The organism is Streptomyces sp. cg40 (genome assembly GCF_050320165.1).
GTDB lineage: Bacteria > Actinomycetota > Actinomycetes > Streptomycetales > Streptomycetaceae > Streptomyces > Streptomyces hokutonensis.
The window spans coordinates 1,129,161-1,150,489 of the sequence record NZ_CP190128.1; the positions used below are offsets into that span (position 1 = coordinate 1,129,161).

The 21,329-nt window shown below is 71.8% G+C and carries 20 protein-coding genes; 9 read left to right on the plus strand and 11 right to left on the minus strand.

Features of this window, described 5'->3' with window-relative positions; genetic code table 11:
- Positions 1-15 precede the first annotated feature (15 nt).
- The 8 genes from paaE to ACQHII_RS05020 form a co-directional block, all read right to left on the minus strand.
- Positions 16-1,119 (minus strand): 1,2-phenylacetyl-CoA epoxidase subunit PaaE, encoded by a 1,104-nt coding sequence (paaE, locus tag ACQHII_RS04985; protein WP_427918054.1) that lies wholly within the window; start codon positions 1,117-1,119, stop codon positions 16-18.
- Positions 1,120-1,162: 43 nt separating this feature from the next.
- Positions 1,163-1,669, minus strand: coding sequence for a 1,2-phenylacetyl-CoA epoxidase subunit PaaD (gene paaD / locus ACQHII_RS04990; RefSeq protein ID WP_427918055.1), 507 nt, complete (start codon positions 1,667-1,669; stop codon positions 1,163-1,165).
- Positions 1,663-2,499, minus strand: a complete 837-nt coding sequence (gene paaC / locus ACQHII_RS04995; RefSeq protein WP_427918056.1) for a 1,2-phenylacetyl-CoA epoxidase subunit PaaC — start codon at positions 2,497-2,499, stop codon at positions 1,663-1,665. Before paaC ends, paaD begins: the two co-directional genes overlap by 7 nt.
- A 9-nt stretch (positions 2,500-2,508) precedes the next feature.
- Entirely contained in the window at positions 2,509-2,793 is a 285-nt protein-coding gene (gene paaB, locus ACQHII_RS05000; RefSeq protein ID WP_019075091.1) for a 1,2-phenylacetyl-CoA epoxidase subunit PaaB, read from the minus strand.
- On the minus strand, positions 2,790-3,782 hold the full coding sequence (gene paaA, locus ACQHII_RS05005) for a 1,2-phenylacetyl-CoA epoxidase subunit PaaA (RefSeq protein ID WP_427918057.1): 993 nt from the start codon (positions 3,780-3,782) through the stop codon (positions 2,790-2,792). Before paaA ends, paaB begins: the two co-directional genes overlap by 4 nt.
- 127 nt (positions 3,783-3,909) lie before the next feature.
- Complete coding sequence (locus ACQHII_RS05010) at positions 3,910-4,776, minus strand: 3-hydroxyacyl-CoA dehydrogenase family protein (RefSeq protein ID WP_427918058.1); 867 nt, start codon at positions 4,774-4,776, stop codon at positions 3,910-3,912.
- Complete coding sequence (locus tag ACQHII_RS05015) at positions 4,773-5,543, minus strand: enoyl-CoA hydratase/isomerase family protein (RefSeq protein ID WP_427918059.1); 771 nt, start codon at positions 5,541-5,543, stop codon at positions 4,773-4,775. Before ACQHII_RS05015 ends, ACQHII_RS05010 begins: the two co-directional genes overlap by 4 nt.
- Positions 5,540-6,745, minus strand: a complete 1,206-nt coding sequence (locus ACQHII_RS05020) for a thiolase family protein (RefSeq protein WP_427918060.1) — start codon at positions 6,743-6,745, stop codon at positions 5,540-5,542. Before ACQHII_RS05020 ends, ACQHII_RS05015 begins: the two co-directional genes overlap by 4 nt.
- Before the next feature lie 94 nt (positions 6,746-6,839).
- Between ACQHII_RS05020 and paaI the strand changes: the two genes are divergently transcribed.
- From paaI to ACQHII_RS05035, 3 genes are all read left to right on the plus strand, one after another.
- The gene (paaI, locus tag ACQHII_RS05025) at positions 6,840-7,271 is read left to right on the plus strand and encodes a hydroxyphenylacetyl-CoA thioesterase PaaI (RefSeq protein ID WP_427918061.1); all 432 of its coding nucleotides are present in this window, start codon (positions 6,840-6,842) and stop codon (positions 7,269-7,271) included.
- Positions 7,268-8,614 (plus strand): phenylacetate--CoA ligase PaaK, encoded by a 1,347-nt coding sequence (paaK, locus tag ACQHII_RS05030; protein ID WP_427918062.1) that lies wholly within the window; start codon positions 7,268-7,270, stop codon positions 8,612-8,614. Before paaI ends, paaK begins: the two co-directional genes overlap by 4 nt.
- A 131-nt stretch (positions 8,615-8,745) precedes the next feature.
- Positions 8,746-9,534: an SAM-dependent methyltransferase gene (locus ACQHII_RS05035; protein ID WP_427918063.1), complete on the plus strand. Its 789-nt coding sequence runs from the start codon at positions 8,746-8,748 to the stop codon at positions 9,532-9,534.
- A 21-nt stretch (positions 9,535-9,555) separates the two neighbouring features.
- On the opposite strand, the gene ACQHII_RS05040 is transcribed toward ACQHII_RS05035, so the two are convergent.
- Positions 9,556-11,169, minus strand: a complete 1,614-nt coding sequence (locus tag ACQHII_RS05040) for a protein kinase domain-containing protein (RefSeq protein ID WP_427918064.1) — start codon at positions 11,167-11,169, stop codon at positions 9,556-9,558.
- A gap of 31 nt (positions 11,170-11,200) precedes the next feature.
- On the minus strand, positions 11,201-11,788 hold the full coding sequence (locus ACQHII_RS05045) for a hypothetical protein (RefSeq protein WP_427918065.1): 588 nt from the start codon (positions 11,786-11,788) through the stop codon (positions 11,201-11,203).
- A 97-nt stretch (positions 11,789-11,885) separates the two neighbouring features.
- Between ACQHII_RS05045 and ACQHII_RS05050 the strand changes: the two genes are divergently transcribed.
- From ACQHII_RS05050 to ACQHII_RS05075, 6 genes are all read left to right on the plus strand, one after another.
- Complete coding sequence (locus ACQHII_RS05050; RefSeq protein ID WP_427918066.1) at positions 11,886-12,080, plus strand: hypothetical protein; 195 nt, start codon at positions 11,886-11,888, stop codon at positions 12,078-12,080.
- A 280-nt stretch (positions 12,081-12,360) separates the two neighbouring features.
- A complete protein-coding gene (gene ligA, locus ACQHII_RS05055; protein WP_427918067.1) occupies positions 12,361-14,481 on the plus strand; it encodes an NAD-dependent DNA ligase LigA in 2,121 nt (706 codons plus the stop codon).
- Between the two features lie 160 nt (positions 14,482-14,641).
- The gene (locus tag ACQHII_RS05060) at positions 14,642-15,190 is read left to right on the plus strand and encodes a hypothetical protein (protein WP_427918068.1); all 549 of its coding nucleotides are present in this window, start codon (positions 14,642-14,644) and stop codon (positions 15,188-15,190) included.
- A gap of 107 nt (positions 15,191-15,297) precedes the next feature.
- Positions 15,298-16,158, plus strand: coding sequence for a PaaX family transcriptional regulator (locus ACQHII_RS05065; RefSeq protein ID WP_427918069.1), 861 nt, complete (start codon positions 15,298-15,300; stop codon positions 16,156-16,158).
- A 229-nt stretch (positions 16,159-16,387) separates the two neighbouring features.
- Positions 16,388-17,737, plus strand: a complete 1,350-nt coding sequence (locus ACQHII_RS05070; RefSeq protein WP_427918070.1) for an alpha/beta hydrolase — start codon at positions 16,388-16,390, stop codon at positions 17,735-17,737.
- A gap of 71 nt (positions 17,738-17,808) precedes the next feature.
- Positions 17,809-19,368, plus strand: a complete 1,560-nt coding sequence (locus ACQHII_RS05075) for an MFS transporter (RefSeq protein WP_427918071.1) — start codon at positions 17,809-17,811, stop codon at positions 19,366-19,368.
- Here the strand turns inward: ACQHII_RS05075 and ACQHII_RS05080 are convergent.
- Positions 19,272-21,323: a helix-turn-helix domain-containing protein gene (locus tag ACQHII_RS05080; RefSeq protein ID WP_427918072.1), complete on the minus strand. Its 2,052-nt coding sequence runs from the start codon at positions 21,321-21,323 to the stop codon at positions 19,272-19,274. The genes ACQHII_RS05075 and ACQHII_RS05080 overlap by 97 nt on opposite strands.
- Positions 21,324-21,329 lie beyond the last annotated feature (6 nt).

Genomic DNA, 21,329 nt, shown 5'->3' on the forward strand with positions numbered 1-21,329 from the left:
CCCTCCCGGCCCGCTTCAGCTGTCGTAGTCGACGGCGAGGGTGTCGGACACCGGGAAGGTCTGGCACGTGAGGACGTAACCCGCGTCGACCTCGGCGGGTTCGAGGGCGTAGTTGCGCCGCATGTCCGCCGTGCCGTCGGTGACCAGCGCCCGGCAGGTGCCGCAGACGCCGCCCTTGCACGCGAAGGGCAGATCGGGCCGGGTCTTCTGGGCGCCGTCGAGGATCGAACTGTCCTTGGGCAGCGCCGAGTTGGTGGTACGACCGTCGAGCGTGACACTCACCTGGCTGACGGGTCCGTCGTAGACCTTGTCGATGTGTTCGTTGGTCCGTACGGGCTCGTCGTCGGCGTAGAACAGCTCCTGGTGGACGCGTTCGGCGGGAACGCCGAGTCCCGACAGCACCTGCTGAGCGTCGCGGACCATGCCGTGCGGGCCGCACAGCCACCAGTCGTCCGCGGTCTCCACGTCCACGAGCGCGCCGACGAGCGTGGTGAGCCGTTCGGCGTCGAGGCGCCCGGAGAGGATCTCCGCCTCGCGCGGCTCGCGGGAGAGGATGTGCGCGAGCTGGAACCGGCCGGGGTGCAGGTCCTTCAGGTCGGCGAGGTCGTCGGCGAACATCACCGTGTCGGAGCGCCGGTTGCCGTAGAAGAGCGTGACGCGGGAGCGGGTGTCGGCGGCGAGGACGGATTCCGCGATGGACAGCATCGGGGTGATGCCCGAGCCGGCGGCGATCAGGACGTGGTGGCCGGGGCGGGTGAGGTCGGGGGTGAAGGCGCCGGTGGGGGCCATCACCTCGACGGTGTCTCCGGGGCGCACCTCGTCGACCAGCCAGGAGGAGAACAGGCCGCCGGGGACGACCCGTACGCCGATGCGCGGGCGCGCTCCCGCCGGTGAGCAGATGGAGTACGAGCGGCGCTCGTCACGTCCCTCGACCTCGCGGCGGAGGGTGAGCGACTGGCCGGGCCGGTACGCGAACTCCTCGGCCAGCTGCTCGGGAATGTCGAAGCTGATCGCGGCGGCGTCCTCGCACAGCGGCTCGACGGCGGCGACCCGCAGGGCATGGAAGGCCGGGCGGCGGCGCGCCGGGCGGGCGGGGGTGGTGGGGGCCGGGGCGGTCACTGGTCCACCGTCCTTTCCGCGAAGGGGAGTTGGGGGCTCGCCATCAGATCTCCTTGACGTACTCGAACGGCTCGCGGCAGGCGCGGCACCGCCACAGGGCTTTGCAGGAGGTCGCGGCGAAGTGCGAGGTCTCCTCGGTGTCCGTCGCCCCGCAGCGGGGGCAGGCCACCGTACGGCGGGTCGGCGACAGCGTGAGCACCAGCGGACCGCGAGGGGCTGGGCCCGGCGGAGCGATGCCGTGTTCGGCGAGCTTGGCGCGGCCGGCCGGGGTGATCCAGTCGCTGCTCCAGGGCGGGGTGAGGACCGTACGGATCTCCACGCGCGCGTACCCGGCGTCCGTGAGCCGCGCGGCCACCTCGGCGCGCATCTCGGCCATGGCCGGGCAGCCGGAGTAGGTCGGCGTGAGGCTCGCGACGACCGTCCCGTCCTCGCGCACCTCGACGTCCCGCAGTACGCCGAGGTCGGCCAGCGTGAGCATGGGCATCTCGGGGTCGGGCACCTGCGCGGCGATGTGCCTTGCGCGCCGCGCGTCGGGCAGGGTGGTCACCATGTCGCCTCCGGGTGGGCGCGGGCCACGCTCTGGAGTTCGGTGAGCAGCGGGGCGAGGTGTTCGGTGTGGTCGCCGTCGCGGCCGTGTCCGGGGACCGGTGCCGCCTCGGGCCAGGCGAGCCCGGCGGCGTCGGTGACCTGGCGGAGCACGGCCAGCACCTCGACCTTCAACTCCCCCTCGCCCGCGAAGAGTTCGTCCACGTAGGGCGCGACGGCTGCCAGCGCGTCCCGCATCCTCCGCTGCGACTCCTCGGTGCCGTCGCCGAGCCGGACGGCCCATTCGGCGGCGTACTGGCGGTGGTACGCCAGCTCCTTGACACCCTTGGCGGCGACGGCGGCGAGCACCGGGTCCGGTGTGGTGACGGCGAGTCGCTCGAAGAGGGCCAGCCGCCAGGAGGACAGCACCAGCAGGCGGGTGATGGAGAACGCGAAGTCCCCGTTGGGGAGTTCGGCCAGCCGTACGTTGCGGAAGGCGTCGGCGTCTCGGAAGTAGGCGTACGCGTCCTCGCCGCGTCCGGTGCCGTCGACCTGGCCGGCACGCGCGTAGAGCAGACGGGTCTGGCCGAGCAGGTCGAGCCCGATGTTGGCCAGCGCGACCTCCTCCTCCAACTCGGGGGCGGCGGTGCACCATTGGGCCAGCCGCTGCGCGCTGACGAGCGCGTCGTCACCAAGTGCCAGGCAGAAGGCGGCCAGTTGAGCGGTGTCCGTCCCCTCCGGCACGCTCTGGTCGACACCGTGCAGCGGGTCCTCGAAGCCGGTGCCGAAGGCCCAGCGGGCATCGCTGTCGTCGTGCCCCTCGGCCAGGGACAGATAGACGTGGTCGTCACTCATTCCCTGCTCCTAGATGTGGGGGACGTCGTCGGGGATGTCGTAGAACGTGGGGTGGCGGTAGACCTTGTCGGCGCTCGGCGCGAAGAACGGGTCCTTCTCGTCGCGGGTCGAGGCGGCGATGTGCTCCGAGCGCACGACCCAGATGGACACGCCCTCGTTGCGCCGCGTGTAGAGGTCGCGGGCGTGGGTGAGGGCCATCGCGTCGTCGGCGGCGTGCAGCGAGCCGACGTGAACGTGGTTCAGGCCGCGCTTGCCACGCACGAACACCTCGTACAGGGGCCAGTCCTGCGTCATGCCGCCGCTCCTTCGGTCTTCTTCGTACGGGCGGCCTGCTTGGCCGCGTGGGCGGTGGCCGCCTCCCGGACCCAGGCGCCCTCCTCGTGGGCGGCCCGGCGGCGGGAGACCCGCTCGGCGTTGCGCGGTCCGTCGCCCTTGATCACGCGCTGCAACTCGGACCAGTCGGGGGTGCCGAAGTCGTGGTGGCCGCGCTCCTCGTTCCACCTCAACTCCGGGTCGGGCAGGGCGACTCCGAGCTTCGCGGCCTGCGGGACGGTCATGTCGACGAAGCGCTGGCGCAGTTCGTCGTTGCTGTACCGCTTGATCTTCCAGGCCATGGAGCGTGCCGAGTTGGGCGAGTCGTCGTCGGGCGGGCCGAACATCATCAGCGACGGCCACCACCAACGGTCCACCGCGTCCTGCACCATGGCCCGCTGCGCGTCCGTGCCGCGCATCATCGTGAGCAGCAGCTCGAAGCCCTGGCGCTGGTGGAAGGACTCCTCCTTGCATACCCGGACCATGGCCCGCGCGTACGGCCCGTACGAGCAGCGGCACAGCGGCACCTGGTTGCAGATGGCCGCGCCGTCCACGAACCAGCCGATCACGCCGACGTCGGCGAAGGTCGGTGTCGGGTAGTTGAAGATCGACGAGTACTTCTGCCGGCCCTCGATCAGCGCCTCGGTCAGCTCGGCGCGGTCCGCGCCCAGGGTCTCGGCGGCCGAGTAGAGATACAGCCCGTGCCCGGCCTCGTCCTGCACCTTCGCGAAGAGGATCGCCTTGCGGCGCAGAGACGGCGCGCGGGTGATCCAGTCGCCCTCCGGCTGCATCCCGATGATCTCGGAGTGCGCGTGCTGCGCGATCTGCCGGATCAGGGTCTTGCGGTAGCCGTCGGGCATCCAGTCGCGGGGCTCGATCCGCTGGTCCTTCGCGATCGTGGCGTCGAACTGCTCCTCGAACCGCGTCTCGTCCCGGTCGGCGGCTGACGCCTCCGTGCCTGTGCTCGTCATCGACACCTCAACTCCCCTACCGACCATTCGTTCGGTTCCCAGTGTGAAGGGTTTCCCCCGGTGAGGCAAGACCTGCCGGGTGAATGGCTGGTCAGCGGCCCGCGAAACGCCATCGGCCTGCCCACGCTCACTCCCACGCGTAGAACCCCTGTCCCGTCTTGCGGCCCAGTTCACCGCGCGCGACCTTGTCGCGCAGCAGCCGCGGCGGGGCGAAGCGCTCGCCAAGGGCGGAGTGCAGGTATTCGGCGATGGCCAGCCGTACGTCGAGGCCGACCAGGTCGGTCAGCCGCAGCGGCCCCATGGGGTGCTTGTAGCCCAGGCTCATCGCGTCGTCGATCGCCTCCGGCTCGGCGACGCCCTCCTCGACCATGCGGATCGCCTCCAGGCCGAGCGCCAGCCCCAGGCGGCTGCTGGCGAAGCCGGGCGAGTCCTTGACGGTCACGTCCTTCTTGCCCAGAGCGTGCGTCCACCCCAGGGCGGCACCGACGGTGGCGGCCTCCGTGCCGGGCGCGACGACGATCTCGACGAGCGCCGACGCGGGCACCGGGTTGAAGAAGTGCATGCCCAGGAAGCGGCCGGGCCGGGTGAGCGCGGCGGCGAGTTCGGTGACCGACAGGGAGCTGGTGTTGGTGGCAAGCACGGTCGTCGCGCCCACCGCCCGCTCGGCCGCGGCGATCACCCGCGCCTTGAGCCCGGCGTCCTCGGGGACGGCCTCGACGACCAGGTCGGCGTCGGCGGGCAGACGGTCGACGGAGTCCGCCATGGCGACCCGAGCAAGAACCTGCTCGGCGGGCTCGCCGAGCAGACCGCGTTCGGCGGCCCGCTTCAGTCCGGTCGCGACCCGGTCCAGCGCGGCGGCCGAGGCCTGCGCACCGCTCTCCACGACGGTCACGGACGACCCGGCGGCGGCGAAGGACTGCGCGATACCGGCGCCCATCCGGCCACCGCCGATGACTCCCACAACTGCGGGCGCGGAACGGGGTGTTGGGCTCATGCGCGGCTACTCCTCTTCTCCGGGCCCCTCTTGTTCAAGAAGAGTGTCATCCGGTCCCTCTTGTCCTGCCCCTCGAAGAGCACGGCTTGCGCAAGGTCGTCGGCGACCGGATGCGCGCCCGGCGAGTCGACCACGAGCTTGGTGAGCCGCAGTGCGGTGGCCGAGGACCGGGCCATCCGGTCGAGCAGCGCGTGCGCCTCGTCCAGCAGCTTCTCCGCCGGTACGACGTCGATGACAAGGCCGGCGGCCAGCGCCGCCGCCGCGTCGAGGTTCCGTCCGGCGAGCAGCACCTGTTTGGCCACTGACTCTCCGACCAACTCGGGCAGCCGCCAGCAGGCACCGGCCGCGGCGAGGATCCCTAGGCCGGGCTCCGGGTTCCCGAAGACGGCGTCCGGACCGGCGATCCTCAGATCACAGGCGTACGACAGCTCCGCGCCGCCGCCCAGCGCCCAGCCGTCCACGGCGGCGAGGGTCGGCATGGGCAGCCGGCGTACCCGCTCGAAGAGCCGACTGTTGATGCCTTGGAGCGCCTCGTCCCGACCGCGTGCCAGCAGCTCCGCGATGTCGGCGCCGCCCGCGAAGACCCCGCCGTGACCGGTGAGCAGCAGCAGCTTCGGATCCCGCTCCAACTGCTCGCAGACGGCGTGCAGTTCGCGGATCATCAGCCCGCTGATGGCGTTGCCGGCGTCGGGTCGGTGCAGGGTGACGACGACCCGGTCCGCGCGCTCTTCTACGAGGAGGGTCTCGTACTCCCCGGGGGCGTTCACACCCGCTCCACGAGCATCGCGACACCCTGGCCGACGCCGACGCACAGCGTGGCCAGCCCCCGGCGGCCGTCCTCGCGCTCCAGTCGGCCGAGCAGCGTGAGCAGGATGCGGGCGCCGGAGCAGCCGAGGGGATGGCCGAGCGCGATGGCGCCGCCGTCGGCGTTGACCTTGTCCTCGTCGAGCTTGAGGCGGCGGGTGACCGCGAGGGCCTGGGCGGCGAAGGCCTCGTTCAGTTCTACGGCGTCCAGGTCGCCGGTCCCCCATCCGGCGCGGGCGAGCGCCTTCTCGGCGGCGGGGACCGGGCCGAGGCCCATGAGGCGGGGCCGCACTCCGGCCGAGGCGGAGGTGACGATGCGGGCCCTGGGGGTGAGCCCGTGGCGCCGGACGGCCGCGCCGCTCGCGACCACCAGGGCGGCGGCACCGTCGGACAGCGGTGAGGAGGAACCGGCGGTGACGATGCCGCCCGCGCGGAAGACGGTGCGCAGGGAGCCGAGCTTCTCCAGCGTGCTGCCGGGGCGCGGACCCTCGTCGCGGGTGACTTCCCCGTCCTTCGCCGCGACCGGCACGATCTCCCGGTCGAAGTGGCCCAATTCCTGTGCCGCGACGGCCCGTTGGTGGCTGCGCAGCGCGAAGGCGTCGGAGTCGGCGCGGGTGATGCCGTCGAGCGCGGCGACCTCCTCGGCCGTCTCGCCCATGGACAGGGTGTCCTGCGCGGCGAACCGCGGGTTGGCGAAGCGCCAGCCGAGCGAGGTGTCGTGCACCTCCCCCGGCTTGGCCCACGGGGTGCCGGGCTTGGCCATCACCCACGGCGCGCGGGTCATCGACTCGACACCGCCGGCGACGACGAGGTCCGCCTCTCCGGCGCGTATCGCCTGGGCGGCCGAGGCCACGGCGGTCAGTCCCGAAGCGCAGAGCCGGTTGACGGTGTAGCCGGGCACGGTGTGCGGCAGCCCGGCCAGCAGGACGGCCATCCGGGCCACGTCGCGGTTGTCCTCGCCGGCCTGGTTGGCGGCGCCGAGGATCACCTCGTCCACCTCGTCGGCCGGAATCCCGGCCCGGCGGACCGCCTCGCCGACAACCAGCGCGGCGAGGTCGTCGGGCCGTACGGAGGCCAGGGCACCGCCGTAGCGGCCCTGCGGGGTGCGCGCCCCGTCGATCAGATAGACCTCGTCGGAGGACGGCTCGGAGCTGGTCCGGGGCATGCGTTCCACCTCTTGACAGGCAGTGGTGATGCTGGATTACTTGGCCGTGCCGCACGCTAACCGAATGTTCGGTCGGTCCACAAGGTGGTGGAAAATGACGCAGGCCATGAACACGGCCTCCGGTCCCACGGAGAAGATGTTCGCCGCGGACGAGGCCTCCCGGGCGCTCGGTATCGAGCTCGTCGAGCACGGCGAGGGGACGGCTGTGCTGCGGATGACCGTGACCCCGGCCATGGTCAACGGATACGGGATGGCTCACGGCGGCTATCTGTTCCTGTTCGCCGACTCCGCCTTCGCGTGTGCCTGCAACAGCCACGGCCCGGTGACCGTGGCCGCCGCGGCCGACATCGACTTCGTGGCCCCGGCGCACGAGGGCGACGTCCTGGTGGCGACCGCGACGGAGCGCACCCGGTTCGGCCGCAGTGGCATCTACGACGTGAGCGTGGTGCGCGGCGACCGGGTGATCGCGGAGTTCCGGGGACGGAGCCGCAGCATCGACAGCACGAGGACGAAGGAGTCTCCATGAGCAGCGACCCGAAGGCCCCGGTGGCCGCGAGCCCGCGCCTGGGCGAACCGCTGCCGGAAGCGCTGCTGGACACCGCCGAGCGCCTCACCCGCGAGGAGCTGCGCGCACACCAACTCGGCCTGCTCCAGGCCACGTTGCGGCACGCCTACGACAACGTGGAGCTGTACCACCGCAAGTTCGACGAGGCCAGGGTCAAACCCGACGACTGCCGCACCCTTGAGGATCTGTCCCGGTTCCCCTTCACCACCAAGGCCGACCTGCGGGAGACGTACCCCTTCGGCATGTTCGCCGTCCCCATGGACCAGGTCCGCCGCGTACACGCCTCCAGCGGCACCACCGGCCGCCCCACGGTCGTCGGCTACACGGAGAACGACCTCTCCATGTGGGCGGACGTGGTGGCCCGTTCGATCCGCGCGGCCGGCGGCCGTCCCGGTCACAAGGTCCATGTGTCGTACGGCTACGGGTTGTTCACCGGCGGTCTGGGCGCCCACTACGGCGCCGAGCGCGCGGGCTGCACGGTGATCCCCGCCTCGGGCGGCATGACCGCCCGCCAGGTGCAGATCATCCAGGACTTCGAGCCCGAGATCATCATGGTCACCCCGTCCTACATGCTGACCCTCCTCGACGAGTTCGAGCGCCAGGGCATCGACCCGCGCACCAGCTCCCTCAAGGTGGGCATCTTCGGCGCCGAGCCGTGGACGGAGGAGATGCGCCGCGAGATCGAGGAGCGCATGGACATCCACGCGGTCGACATCTACGGCCTGTCGGAGGTGATCGGCCCCGGTGTGGCGCAGGAGTGCGTGGAGACCAAGGACGGCCTCCATGTGTGGGAGGACCACTTCTTCCCGGAGGTCGTCGACCCGTTCACCGACGAGGTGCTCCCCGACGGCGACAGCGGCGAGCTCGTCTTCACCTCCCTCACCAAGGAGGCGCTGCCGATCATCCGCTACCGCACCCGCGACCTCACCCGGCTGCTCCCCGGCACCGCCCGCCCTGCGTTCCGGCGGATCGAGAAGATCACCGGCCGCAGCGACGACATGATCATCCTGCGCGGGGTGAACGTCTTCCCCAGCCAGATCGAGGAGATCATCCTGCGCACCCCCGCCGTCGCCCCGCACTTCACGATCCAGCTGACCCGGCGCGGCCGGATGGACCACATGACGGTCCGCGCCGAGGCCCGCCCCGGCGCCGCCCCCGAGCAGCGGACGGCCGCGGCCGCGGCGATCTGCAAGGGCGTCAAGGACGGCGTGGGCGTGACCGTGGACGTGGAGATCGTCGACCCCGAGACGCTGGAGCGCTCGGTGGGCAAGATCCGCCGCGTCAAGGACCTGCGGGAGCGGTGACGTTCGAGGGGCGCCATGCCGGTGACCGGCCCGGCGGGCCCAACTCCCCTCCCCCACAGGCCACATGACCGTCCCGAGTACGATGATCAAGAGCTCGTCCCGATCCGTCCACTCGGCACGATGGAGTCGCCATGACGACCGACCCTCAGTCGGCCCCGCAGATCGACACCGGCAAGGCACACCCCGCGCGGGTCTACGACTGGCTGCTGGGCGGCAAGGACAACTACCCGGTCGACGAGACCGTGGGGGAGAAACTGCCGCCCGAGGCGAAGGACGCGGCCCGGCAGAACCGTCAGTTCATGCACCGCGCGGCGACCTGGCTGGCCGGCCAAGGCATCGACCAGTTCCTGGACATCGGCACCGGCATCCCCACCGCGCCCAACCTGCACCAGATCGTGCAGCGGACCGTACCGGCCGCGAAGGTCGTCTACACCGACAACGATCCGATCGTCCTGCGCCATGCCGAGGCCCTGCTGATCAGCCACCCCGACGGGGTCACCGACTACATCCAGGCCGACGTACGACAGCCCGAGGCGATCGTCGAACACGCCCGCCACGTCCTGGACTTCGACCGCCCGATCGCCCTCTCGCTGATCGCGCTGATGCACTTCATCCCGGACGAGCAGGACGCCCACGGCATCGTCCGCGACCTCGTCGCCACCATGCCGTCCGGCAGCCATCTGGTCCTGTCGCACGCCGCGTCCGACCTCTACCCCGAACTGGCGGCGCAGGTCACCGCCGAGTACGCCAAGGGCGGCATCAAGCTCGGCTTCCGCACCCGCCCGGAGGTCACCCGCTTCTTCGACGGCCTCGACCTGGTGGAGCCCGGCCTGGTGACGGCGACGGAGTGGAATCCTCCGACGCCGGGCGAGACCCCGGAGGGCAGCGGGATCTACGCGGCGGTCGCGCGGATCCCCTGAGCCCTCGGATCAACCGCGCTGTCAATGGGCGGTGTTGGTCTGCCATACGACGCCGCCGTCGGTCGCGATGACCATGTTGCCGTCCTCCAGCACCTTAAGGGTCGCCCCGGCGGTGCCCCCTGTGTTGCTGGCCCACACCGGCTGCGACTGGGCGTTGTAGACCACCAGGTTGCCGTCCGCCTGGAACACCGCCGTGTTCCCCTCGCCCGAGGTCTGACTGGCCCAATGCGCGGTGCCGTCCTGGTCGTAGAGCACCAGATTGCCGTCCGTCTGCATGATCAGCCTGGAGCGGACGGTCTCCACGACCTTCCCGGGGTCGAAGGTGAAGGGCGGCTTCACCACCACGGCGTCGGGCAGGCCGGCCGCACCCGTGCCGGAAGCGGAAGGTGACGCCGACGCTCCGCTCGCCGACGGTGTGGCCGATGCCGATGTGTCGGTGGATCTGCTCGAACTCGCGGACGGTGAGGCGTGACCGGAGGCGGAGTCCTTGTCCTGGAAGGCGTGCGACACCAGCAGTGAGGCGGTGACGGCGACCAGCGAGACCGCGCCGACTGCGGCCCACACCACACGGCGCCCGCGTCGGATCCCGCCACCGTCCGCCTGGGCCGGCGGGTAGGGACCGTAGGTGCCCGGCGCGGGGGTGTCGAGGCCCGCCTCGGGTGCGAGGAGCGTGACGGCGTGGTGCTGCCGGGCACTGTCCAGGGTGGCCGTCAGCGCGTCCGGGGCGACGGAGCCCGCGCCGGCCCCGAGGTCGGCGACGGTCGCGGCACGCTCACGGTCCGTCAACGAGCCGACGGCGAGGGCGCGTTGATAGGCGGGATGGTGGACGAGGTCGGCCTCGGCGCGGGCGAGTTCGATGATGCGCTGCGGGGTGGGGCGCTGCGCGGGATCGCTGCGCACGCAGGCCTCGATCAGTTCGGCGACGCCGGGGTCCACGCCCTTCAGGTCGATCTCCCCGTGCACCGATCGGTAGGACACGGCCGCGAACGGCCCGTCCCCGTAAGGCGGTCGGCCGGTGACGGCGAACGCCAGGGTGGCCCCGAGGGCGAACACGTCCGCCTCCGGACCGGTCCGGCCGCCGGTGAAGGTCTCCGGCGCGATGTAGCCGGGACTGCCCATCGCGCTGCCGGCCTGCGTGAGGTTGGACGCGTCGGTGGACCTGGCGATGCCGAAGTCGATGAGCTGCGGGCCGGTGGCGGAGAGGATGACGTTGTGCGGCTTGAGGTCCCGGTGCCACACACCCCGCACATGGATGGCGTCCAGCCCCTCCGCGAGGGCGGCCAGCATGACCCGGGCCAGGTCCGCGGGGAGCGGTCCGTCGCTCACGACGGCGGCGTGCAGCGTGGGCCCCGGCACGTACTCGGTGGCCAGCCAGTACGGCGGTGTGTCCAGCTCCGCGTCGATGAGCGAGGCGGTGTACGCGCTGCGGACCGTACCCAGGGTCTCCACCTCGCGGCGGAACCGGCTCAGGGCGTGCTCGTCGTGCCGGAGGTGGTCGTTGATCACCTTCACGGCGGTGGGACGGCCACCGGGCGACCGGGCGAGGTACACCTTCCCCATCCCGCCTTCGCCGAGTCTGCCGACCAGACGGTAGCGGCCTATGTGCGAGGGGTCGGAGCCATCGAGCGAAAGCACGGAACATGTCCTCCTTGAGCGGACCCGACGATCACCGCATCCACTGTGAGGTCGACGCGGCCGGGCTCCGACCCGACATCCTAGGGGTGCGATCACCGACGTCAGGCCAACTGGCCGCCATCGGCCGCCAGTTGCCCGTGGATGTCCTCGTGCGGATGCACGAGGAGCCGGCGTCCGTCGGGACCGGTCCGCCGCAGAACCGCGGTGATGCGGGCCAGTTCGTCCGCCGCAGGACCGCCGTGATGCGGGCCATTTCCGGCGGCGGCGCACGGTAGTCGACCCGCAGCCAGTAGCGGGCCAACGCCAAGTCCCCGAAGACGTCAACGACTTGGTCGTAGGCCGTGAGGCCGGTCTCCTCGGGGCCGTCCTCGGAAGTGGGGCGGCCGTCCCGGACCCGGTTCAACTCCGTTCTGCCACGGATGAGTTCGCGGGTCGCCGAGTCCCAGATGGTGGCCTCGGGGTCGAGGAAGGAGTCGATGCGCTCCCGGTCGCCCGCGGTGCAGCCCGCGTACATTCCCCTGAACACCGCCCACACCGCGGCCAGTTCGGCGGGCGCGCCACCCGGGCGGGCACCGCCGTCGGCGGCGGGACGGGCTGAGGGGGGCGGTGGAGCGGGCATGGCGGGTCCTCGGAGTGGGTGGCTGTCGGAGCGGGGCGATCAGGGCAGTACGACCAGGTCGCGCGGTCGGCAGTTGACGGGACCAGCGCGAGAGGAAATGCGTCGGAGAGGCGCGAACCTGGACGAGGTGCTCCGCCGCCCCTACGTCCTGCCGTCCGCGCCCCGCTCCGGCGACACGACGGCCGGCGTGCCCCAGGCCACCTCGGGCACGAGCCAGTTCGGCATGACCCGCTTCATCCGCGCCGCCGAGGGCCGGGCCGACCTCCAGCGCACGTCCGAGCCGGAGGAGTGAGCCGCAATCCGGAGCCCCGGACATCGAAAGGGGGCTTGTCCCGCACACCGTGCGGGACAAGCCCCCTTCTCCTTGAGCGCCGGGCAGGCCTTGCACCTGCATCTCCCCGCAGGAAGCGGGACGTCTTTCCTTGGACCACCAACGCAGCGCCGGACGACCGGAGTTGCGGTGACCAGCTCAAGATCCACCTTAGCCCACCGACCCCCGCCGGGCCAACGCGCGGGCGGCCCGCACGCTCGCGCCCGGGGCATTGTCAGTGGTGGCAGGCAGGATGAACGTCATGACTACACCAGCTGCAGTGATCGTGGATGCCGCCGGCTACGCGCAGGCGGTCGAGGACGCGGTGAAGGCTTCGGCCGCCTACTACACCGGCGGCACCTCGGTGCTGGACGACGACTCCTACGACCGGCTGGTGCGCGGCATCGCCGCGTGGGAGGCCGACCATACCGATCAGGTGCTGCCCGACTCCCCGTCCGGAAAGGTCGCCGGCGGCGCGGTCGAGGGCGACGTCCCGCACACGGTGGCGATGCTGAGCCTGGACAATGTGTTCTCCCCCGAGGAGTTCACCGCGTGGACCGTCTCGCTGGCCCGAAGAACCGACCACGAGGTCACGCGGTTCAGCGTCGAGCCGAAGCTCGACGGCCTGGCGATCGCCGCCCGCTACGTCGACGGCCGCCTCACCAGGCTCATCACGCGCGGCGACGGGACGGCCGGGGAGGACGTGTCCCACGCGATCGGCACCATCGAGGGCCTGCCCGCCGAGCTGACCGAGCCTGTCACCGTCGAGGTGCGCGGCGAAGTCCTCATGACCACCGCCCAGTTCGAGCACGCCAACGAGGTGCGCACGGCGCACGACGGACAGCCGTTCGCCAACCCGCGCGGCGCCTCGGCGGGCACGCTGCGCGCCAAGGAGCGTGCCTACACCGTGCCGATGACGTTCTTCGGCTACGGCCTGCTGCCGCTGGCCGGCACGGAGGCGGGGCTCGCCGAGCGGCTGGGCGAGCTCGCGCACAGCGAACTCATGTCCCGGACGGCCGAGTTGGGCATCAACACCACCGCCACCACCCCCGTGCCCGGCATCACCGCCGACACGGTCGAGGAGGTACTGACCCGGGTGCGGGATATCGCCGCGCTGCGGGCCGGGCTGCCGTTCGGGATCGACGGGATCGTCATCAAGGCCGACCTCGCCGCCGACCAGCGGGCCGCCGGATCGGGCTCGCGGGCCCCGCGCTGGGCGATCGCCTACAAGCTCCCGGCGGTGGAGAAGATCACCCGGCTGCTGGAGGTGGAGTGGAACGTGGGCCGCACCGGCATCATCGCCCCGCGCGCCGTCCTGGAACCGGTGGAGATCGACGGGGCCACCATCACCTACGCCACCCTCCACAACCCCGGCGACATCACCCGCCGCGACCTGCGTCTGGGCGACCACGTCATGGTCCACCGGGCCGGCGATGTCATCCCCCGCGTCGAGGCGCCCGTCGCGCATCTGCGGACCGGTGAGGAACAGCCCATCGTCTTCCCCGAGGTGTGCCCGCGCTGCGGTTCCGGCATCGACACCAGCGAACTGCGCTGGCGCTGCGAACAGGGCCGCAACTGCCATCTGGTCGCCGCCCTGTCCTACGCCGCCGGCCGCGACCAGCTCGACATCGAGGGCCTGGGCCACACCCGCGTGGTCCAGCTCGTCGAAGCGGGCCTGGTAGCCGATCTCGCCGACGTGTTCGCCCTGACCCGCGAGCAACTCCTGGGCCTGGAAAGGATGGGCGAGACCAGCACGGACAACCTCCTCGCCGCGATCGTCACGGCCAAGGGGCAGCCACTGTCCCGGGTGCTGTGCGCGCTCGGGGTGCGCGGCACCGGCCGGTCCATGTCCCGCCGTATCGCCCGGTACTTCGCCACCATGGACAACATCCGCGCCGCCGACGCCGAGTCGATGCAGCGGGTCGAGGGCATCGGCACGGAGAAGGCCCCCTCGATCGTCGCCGAACTCGTCGAACTGGCTCCGCTCATCGACAAGTTGGCCGCCGCCGGGGTCAACATGACCGAACCCGGCGCGACGCCGCCCGCACCCGTGACGGACGATGCCGGGGCCGACGGCGCGCCGGACACTGATGCGGCTGCGGGTACGAGCACGGATGCGGCCACGGCGGACGGTCCGCTGGCCGGGATGGCGGTGGTCGTCACCGGTGCGATGACCGGCCCGCTGGAGAAGCTGAGCCGCAACGAGATGAACGAACTCGTCGAACGTGCCGGTGGCCGCTCCTCCTCCAGCGTCTCCAAGAAGACCACCCTGGTCGTCGCGGGCGCCAACGCGGGGTCGAAGCGCGCCAAGGCCGAATCGCTCGGCATCCGGCTCGCCACCCCCGAGGAGTTCGCGATCCTGATCGCCGACTATCTCGACTGAGGTCGGGAACAACCCGGGCCGGTCGACCGTTCTCCAGGATGTGTGGCCCCGGCTGGTCTCCCCCGTCCAGCCGGGGCCCCTTTCACTCCCAGGAGCGACCTCCCGCACTCCGCGGCAAGGGCAGAATGGACGCCACACAGCCGCTGCGGATGGGGAGTTCATGGACACGCGTACGTTCGACGCGCTGACCAAGTCGATGAAGAGCGCGTACGTCGCGGGTCTCAGTGAGGGTGCCGTGCCCCGCCCGGTCATCATGCCGCTCGTACGGGGCGAGTTGGTCGGGCTGATCTGGCTGCGCCCGGTCGAGCCCGGCCGGGACGCCCTCACCGCGATCGCGTCGCTCTCGAACATCGCTGCGGCGGCCGGCGCCGACGAGATCATCCTCGCCTGGGAGACCCATGACGTGGCGACCGTCTGCGAACTTCCCGCCGACGGCCCGGCGCCCTGCCTCAACATGGTGCACGCCACGAAGGACGGCCACACGCTCCACCAGTTCCCCTACGCCGAGGACCCGGCATCGGCCGCACCGGAGTGGCAGCCGGCCCCGGCTCCCCAACCCGACGCCAAGCTGGTCCCGCCCGTGCAGGCCGCGGTCGACTACGCCTTCACTCCCCTCGATCTGGACCACCCCTCCCCGTTCGGCGTCACGGTGGTCCTGATGGAGGAGGACGGCTACAACCTGCGCCTCACAGAAGCCTTCGCCTTCTGACGGCCTCGGGCCGACAACATCATCGTTCGTCACACCGCAAACTGCCGTTACAGACATGACACAGTTCATGACCCAACGGCACCGCGCACCCACCCCGGGCCTACGCTGTGCCGGTGACCAGTGTCGATGTCGCCGCCGGACCCGCCGCCGAGAGCGGCCCCGAACCGCGCACCCAGTCCCTCATGCTGACCTTCTTCGGCGCCCATGTGCTGGGGCGGCCCGTCGCCGTGTCGTCGGGCAGCGTGATCGCCGCACTCGGCAGGGTCGGCAGCACCGAGGAGGCGGTGCGGACCACCCTGAACCGCATGGTCAAACGCGATCTGCTGGAGCGCAGCCGCCAGGGCCGCAAGACCTATTTCGGACTGACACCGCACGCCGTGCAGGTACTGACGGACGGCCGCGACCGCATCTGGCGCACCGGCGCGGTGAACCGGGACTGGGACGGCCGCTGGACGATGGTCGGTTTCTCGCTGCCCGAGGCGTGGAGCCGCGAACGGCACGATCTGCGCTCCCGGTTGATCTGGGCGGGCTTCGGCCCTCTACAGAACGGCCTGTGGGTGGCCCCGGCGCCCGTCGACGTCCGCGAGATGGTGGCGGGCCTCGGCCTGGAGCCGTATCTGCGGGTGTTCCGGGCGGAGGTGGAGTCGCCGACCGACGTCCGCGAGGTGCTTGAGCAGGCCTTCGACGTGCCCGCCATCGGCGCGCGTTACCGGGCGTTCCTGGAGCGCTGGGACCGCACCGACCCGCTGCCCGCGGCGGCCTCCGGCGACGAACTCGCGGGCCAACTCCTGCTGCACACCGACTGGTTGGACCTCGTACGACGGGACCCGCACCTGCCCGCCGAGCACCTGCCCGCGGACTGGCCGGCCGCCCAGGCGGAGACCGTCTTCCGCGGTCTGGCCAGCCGCTGGGAGCGCCCGGCGGCACGCGCCGCCACGCGTCTGCTGGACACCCTGACGCTGGGCTGATCCCGGCTCGCACGGAATCCGGCGCGTCCCCGTGCGCACCCGTCCGCCTCTTTATTGGTCAGTCTCTTGACGGCAATGAAAAAAGAGCCCTACATTCGCAGCGCTCTTCCCGCTTGGCTCACCCGCCCGCTCCCCCACCAGGTCGTGTCCGCGAAGTCCCGCCGTCCGCCCCAAGGGCGGGCTCCGCGGACACGGCCTGGGTCCCCACTCGACCCGCGGAGCCGCCGTCATGCCCCGACCCCGTTTCTCGACCCTCGCCGCAGCCTGCGCGACCGCCCTCGCAACCGCCCTGATCGGCCCGGTGACCAGCGCCCAGGCCACCACCGCCCACTACTCCGGCACGCTGACCGACGGCGCCACCTGGATCGCGGACACACCCGACCACTGGAACGGCACCCTGCTCCTGTTCAGCCACGGCTTCGGCCCCACGACCGCTGCCGACGCCCCGTCGCCCGCGGTGGCCCAGGCCCTGCTGGCCGCCGGTTACGCCCTCGCCGGCTCCTCCTACGACCCGAACGGCTCGATGTGGGCGCTCGACTCGGCCGAGCGGGACCAGTTCGCCGCGCTCACCGCGTTCCGCCGACAGGTCGGCACCCCGACCCGGGTCATCTCGGTGGGTCAGTCCATGGGCGGCCTGGTCAACGCGGAGATCGCCCGGGACGGCGCCGGACGCGTCGACGGTGCGCTCGGGCTGTGCGGCCTGGTCGCGGGCGGTGTCGACCTGGACAACTACCAGCTGGACGCGGAGTACACCCTGGCCACGTTATTCGACCCGGCCGACGCCGACGCCCTGGTGAACCTGGACAGCCAGGCCGACGGCGGCGCCCTCGCCGACCGGCTCACCGAGGCAGTGGAAGCGGCGCAGCGGACTCCGGCGGGACGCGCCCGGATCGCCCTGGCCGCCGCCTATCTCAACCTGGCCGACTGGGCACCCGGCCAACAGCCGCCCGCGCGCGGGGACTTCGCGGGCCAGGAGCAGCAGCAGTACGCGTGGCTGGCTCAGGGGCTGCTGGGGTTCATCGTCCCGGCGCGCTGGTCGGTGGAGCAGTCGGCCGGCGGCAACACGTCCTGGAACAAGGGCGTCGACTACGCCGGGCTGCTGCGCGGTTCCGCCCACGCGAAGCAGGTCGAGGCGCTCTACCGCGACGCCGGGCTCGACCTGCGCACCGATCTGAACCGCCTCACCCGCGGGGCGGACATCACGGCCGACCCGGTCGCGGTGGCCCGTCTGGAGCGGACCTCGACCGCCGGACAGGGCCTGGCCGTACCGCTGCTGGACATCCACACAACCGCCGACCAACTGGTTCCCGTGGAACAGGAGTCGGCCTTCGCCGGGCGAATCCGCGCGGCCGGTGACTCCGCGCTCCTGCGCCAGGCCTACGTGGCCCGTCAGAGCCACTGCAACTTCACCACCGCCGAATTGGTCGCCGGTCTGCACGCGGTGGAACACCGACTGGACACCGGGCACTGGGACGACGCCGCCTCCGCCGCCCGACTCCAGCGCACCGCCGATGAGTTGGGCCTCGACGGCGCGGCCTTCACCGACTACCGGCCGAGTCGCCTGACCGGCACGCGCTGACACCGAAACCCCCGCCCGCATCTCCCTACCGTCCCCGCCCGTCCTGCACGTATCAGGAGCCCTCCGTGTCAATGACGACCGAACCGACCGAACCCTCCACCAGAACCGCCACCGGCCCCGGCCTGACCACCGGCACCCTGGTCGCCGGTCTCCTCGCCGTCTGCCTCGCGCAGATCGGCCTGGCGATACCGGCCACCCTCAACGGGCTGTTCCAGTCCGACCTGCATCCGGTCGGCTCCCAACTCACCTGGATCTCCGACGCGTTCCTGCTCCCGGTCGCCGTACTGGAACTGACCTTCGGCCTGCTCGGCGACCTCTTCGGCCGCAAGCGGCTGCTGGTCGGCGGCGCCGCGCTGCTGGCCGTGGGCGAGCTGGTCAGCGCCACCTCCTCCGGCGTGCACCAGCTCTGGACCGGACAGGCCCTGGCGGGGCTGGGCGCCGCCGCCCTGTTCCCTACCTCGCTGGCCATCCTGGCCGCCGGCACCACCTCACCCGCGCAACGGGCCCGCGTCATCGCGATGTGGGCGGCCCTGCTCTCCACCGGCGGGTTCATCGCTCCGCTGCTCGGCGGCGTCACGGCGACCTACGGCTCCTGGCGCTGGTCCTTCGTCGTGGTCACCGCCGTCGCCGTGGCGAGCGTCGCGGTCAGCGCCCTGTTCGCCGTCAACTCCAGTGCTCCCGAGGGCCGTTCACTCGACATCGCGGGACAGGTCACCATCGGCCTGGGCCTGTTCGCCCTGCTCTACGCCATCATCCAGGGCCCGACGGACGGTTGGGCCTCGCCCTCGATCGTCATCGCCTTCGTCCTGGCGGCCGTGTTCCTCGCCGCCTTCGTACTGGCCGAGAAGCACGCCAAGTCACCGCTCCTGCGCCTGGACCTGTTCCGCAACCGTGCCTTCGCCGTCGCCTCGGTCGTGGCCGTGGTGGGTATGTTCGCCTTCCTCGGCACCGCCTATTCCGTGAGCATCCGGCTCGGCCCGGTGCAGGACCAGGCACCCATGCGCACGGGCCTGGCGTTCGTCCTCCTCAACGGCATCACCCTGGCGATGCTGCCGCTGACGGAACGCCTGCTGCGAACCGTCGCCCCCGGACTGCTCCTGGGCACCGGGCTGCTGTTGATCGCGGCGGGCGACTACTGGGCAGCCACACTCCCGATCACCGACACCGCCTTCACCTCACTGGTCCTCCCCCTCGGTCTGGTCGGCCTGGGCTTCGCGATCACCGTCTCGTCGATCACGGCGACGGCCGTGAACACCGTGCCGACCCACCTGGCGGGCATGGCGAGCGCCACCACCAACCTGCTGCGCGACTTCGGATTCACCCTCGGCCCGGCCGTCATCGGCGCGGTCGCCCTGAGCCGCGCGGCGAGCAGCTTCACCGACTCCCTCGACAACTCCGCCCTGCCCCAGGCACTGAAGGGCGCGGGCACGGCCGTACTGGAGGAGGGCGGCCCGCTCGCGGTGAACGGCGCCTCGGCGGCTTCCCCGAAACTGGCCGACCTGCACCCCCTCGCCCTGGACGCCCTCGGCCACGGCTACTCGATCGGTTTCGTCGTCTGCGGCAGCGCGGCACTCGTCTCGGCACTGCTGGCCCTCGTCGCGCTCCGGGGCCGCAAGGCCTCCTCCGTGTGACGGTTCCGCCCCGGAGTCGCCGCCAACCGCCTCAGCCTCAGGGCGAGTTGGATCTCCAGGGCGCGGGCGGGGTCCTGCCAGTCCTCGCCGAGCAGTCTGCCCACGCGTTCCAGTCGCTGGGCCACGGTGTTGACGTGGACGTGCAGGTCGTCCTTCGTGCGGGCCGGGCTCATCCCGCAGGCGAAGTACGCGTCGAGGGTGCGCAGCAGATCGGTGCCGCGACGCTCGTCGTACCGCGTGACCGGGCCGATGGTCCGCTCGACGAAGCCGCCGATGTCGCGGTCCCCGGCGAGGAGCAGTCCGAGGAAGCCGAAGTCCTCGGCGGCGGCGCCGTCGCCACAACGGCCCAGGAAACGCAGGGCGTCGAGGCACCGTAGGGCCTCCTGGTAGGCGGCGACCACGGCGTCCGGAGCCGCGGCGGGTTTCTCGACGGGCCCGGAGGCGCCGACGGTGACCTCTTCGTGGACCGCCGCTCCCAGGTGGGCGGCGGTGCGCCGGGCCAGGTCCGTGGCGGTGTCGCCGGAGTCGAGGGGCAGCAGGAGGACGGTGCCGCCGTCGCGTGCGGCGGCCAGGCCGTGCCGGGTTCCGGCGAGATGCGAGGCGGCGGACCACAGCCGTCTGCGGGCGGCGGCCTCCTGGTCGGCGTCGCCCGCCGGGCTGTCGAGGCGGGCGGCGAGAACGACATGGATGGCGTCGAGGTCGGCGCGCAGCCGGGACGCGCGGTCCCGCAGCAGGACCGGGTCGCGGTCCCGGGCGTCGAGCAGGTCGTCCAACAGCTCCCCGCGGACGCGCTGTTCAGCCTCGGCCGCCGACCGCCGGGCGAGCAGGAGCAGGGAGGTGACCATGGCGGCGCGCTCCAGGGTGCGCTGGTCGACGGGGTCGAGTCCAGGGTGGCCGCGCAGCACCAGGGCGCCGAGCAGCTCGTCCCCGGCGGCGACGGCGGCGATCCAGTCGTCCTGGTTCCGGATGGCGTGCCCTTCCGCACGGGATGTCTCCAGTGCTTTCGCGGGCGAGGCGTCGGTTTCGGTGAACTCGACGACCCCGTCGAGGACTTGGGAGACGGCGGCGGCCACGTCGTGGACCCCGCCGCCGCGCAGCACGAGTTCGGCGAGCCGGTCGTGGATGTCCGAGGCGCGCTCGATGACCGCGCTGCGGTCCTGGATGATCTCGTTGGCACGCTCCAGGTCCGCGAGCGCCGAACGGGTCTCCGTGAGGAGGTTCGCGGTGTCGATGGCCGCTGCGGCGAGCGCGGCGAAGGAGCCGAGCAGCGCGATCTGCTCCCGCTCGAAGACCCGCGCCCGCCGGTCCGCCGCGAACAGCACCCCGATCACGCGGTGCCCGAGCATCAGCGGCACGCCGAGGATCGCCACCAGCCCCTCGTCCCGCACTCCCGAGTCGATGGTGAGGGTGTGCTGAAAGCGGTCGTCCTTGAAGTAGTCGTCGGTGACATAGGGCCGTGCCGTCTGGGCCACGAGTCCGCCGAGTCCCTCCCCCATGCCCAGGCGCAGTTGCTGGAAGCGGGCCGCGACCGAACCCTCGGTGACCCGCATGTAGGTGTCGCCCCTGGCCGGGTCGTTCAGGCTGAGGTAGGCGACGTCGGTGCCGAGCAGCGACCGGGCGCGCTGGACGATCGCCCGCAGTACGGCGTCCAGGTCGCGCAGGCCGGCGAGATCGTGGGCGGTCTCGAAGAGCGCGGACAGCTCGGCCTCGCGCCGTCGGCGTCCCTCCAGCTCCGAACGCACGCGCAGCGCGAGGGACTTGGCGTGTTCGAGTCCGGCGATCAGCCCGGCCGGTCTGCCCTCGGCACGGGCGAGCAACACCGGCTGCTCGTAGGCGTCGGCGGACGCGCCCCGGGCCAGCAGCTCCAGGAACGGCGTCTCGGCACTGCTCGGTCGCGCTCCGGCACCGGTGAGGATGGTGGAGCGCTCGGCTGACTGCGCGTGATCGCTGGACATGCTCAC

Excerpts from the sequence above, each read along its gene's own strand:
- ACQHII_RS05020 (WP_427918060.1), bottom strand. The coding sequence starts at position 6,745 with ATGCCCCGGACCAGCTCCGAGCCGTCCTCCGACGAGGTCTATCTGATC.
- ACQHII_RS05035 (WP_427918063.1), top strand. The coding sequence starts at position 8,746 with ATGACGACCGACCCTCAGTCGGCCCCGCAGATCGACACCGGCAAGGCA.
- ACQHII_RS05045 (WP_427918065.1), bottom strand. The coding sequence starts at position 11,788 with ATGCCCGCTCCACCGCCCCCCTCAGCCCGTCCCGCCGCCGACGGCGGT.
- ACQHII_RS05010 (WP_427918058.1), bottom strand. The coding sequence starts at position 4,776 with ATGAGCCCAACACCCCGTTCCGCGCCCGCAGTTGTGGGAGTCATCGGC.
- paaI (WP_427918061.1), top strand. The coding sequence starts at position 6,840 with ATGACGCAGGCCATGAACACGGCCTCCGGTCCCACGGAGAAGATGTTC.
- ACQHII_RS05060 (WP_427918068.1), top strand. The coding sequence starts at position 14,642 with ATGGACACGCGTACGTTCGACGCGCTGACCAAGTCGATGAAGAGCGCG.
- paaA (WP_427918057.1), bottom strand. The coding sequence starts at position 3,782 with ATGACGAGCACAGGCACGGAGGCGTCAGCCGCCGACCGGGACGAGACG.
- ligA (WP_427918067.1), top strand. The coding sequence starts at position 12,361 with ATGACTACACCAGCTGCAGTGATCGTGGATGCCGCCGGCTACGCGCAG.
- ACQHII_RS05080 (WP_427918072.1), bottom strand. The coding sequence starts at position 21,323 with ATGTCCAGCGATCACGCGCAGTCAGCCGAGCGCTCCACCATCCTCACC.
- ACQHII_RS05075 (WP_427918071.1), top strand. The coding sequence starts at position 17,809 with ATGACGACCGAACCGACCGAACCCTCCACCAGAACCGCCACCGGCCCC.
- paaD (WP_427918055.1), bottom strand. The coding sequence starts at position 1,669 with ATGGTGACCACCCTGCCCGACGCGCGGCGCGCAAGGCACATCGCCGCG.
- paaC (WP_427918056.1), bottom strand. The coding sequence starts at position 2,499 with ATGAGTGACGACCACGTCTATCTGTCCCTGGCCGAGGGGCACGACGAC.
- paaB (WP_019075091.1), bottom strand. The coding sequence starts at position 2,793 with ATGACGCAGGACTGGCCCCTGTACGAGGTGTTCGTGCGTGGCAAGCGC.
- ACQHII_RS05050 (WP_427918066.1), top strand. The coding sequence starts at position 11,886 with ATGCGTCGGAGAGGCGCGAACCTGGACGAGGTGCTCCGCCGCCCCTAC.
- ACQHII_RS05070 (WP_427918070.1), top strand. The coding sequence starts at position 16,388 with ATGCCCCGACCCCGTTTCTCGACCCTCGCCGCAGCCTGCGCGACCGCC.
- paaK (WP_427918062.1), top strand. The coding sequence starts at position 7,268 with ATGAGCAGCGACCCGAAGGCCCCGGTGGCCGCGAGCCCGCGCCTGGGC.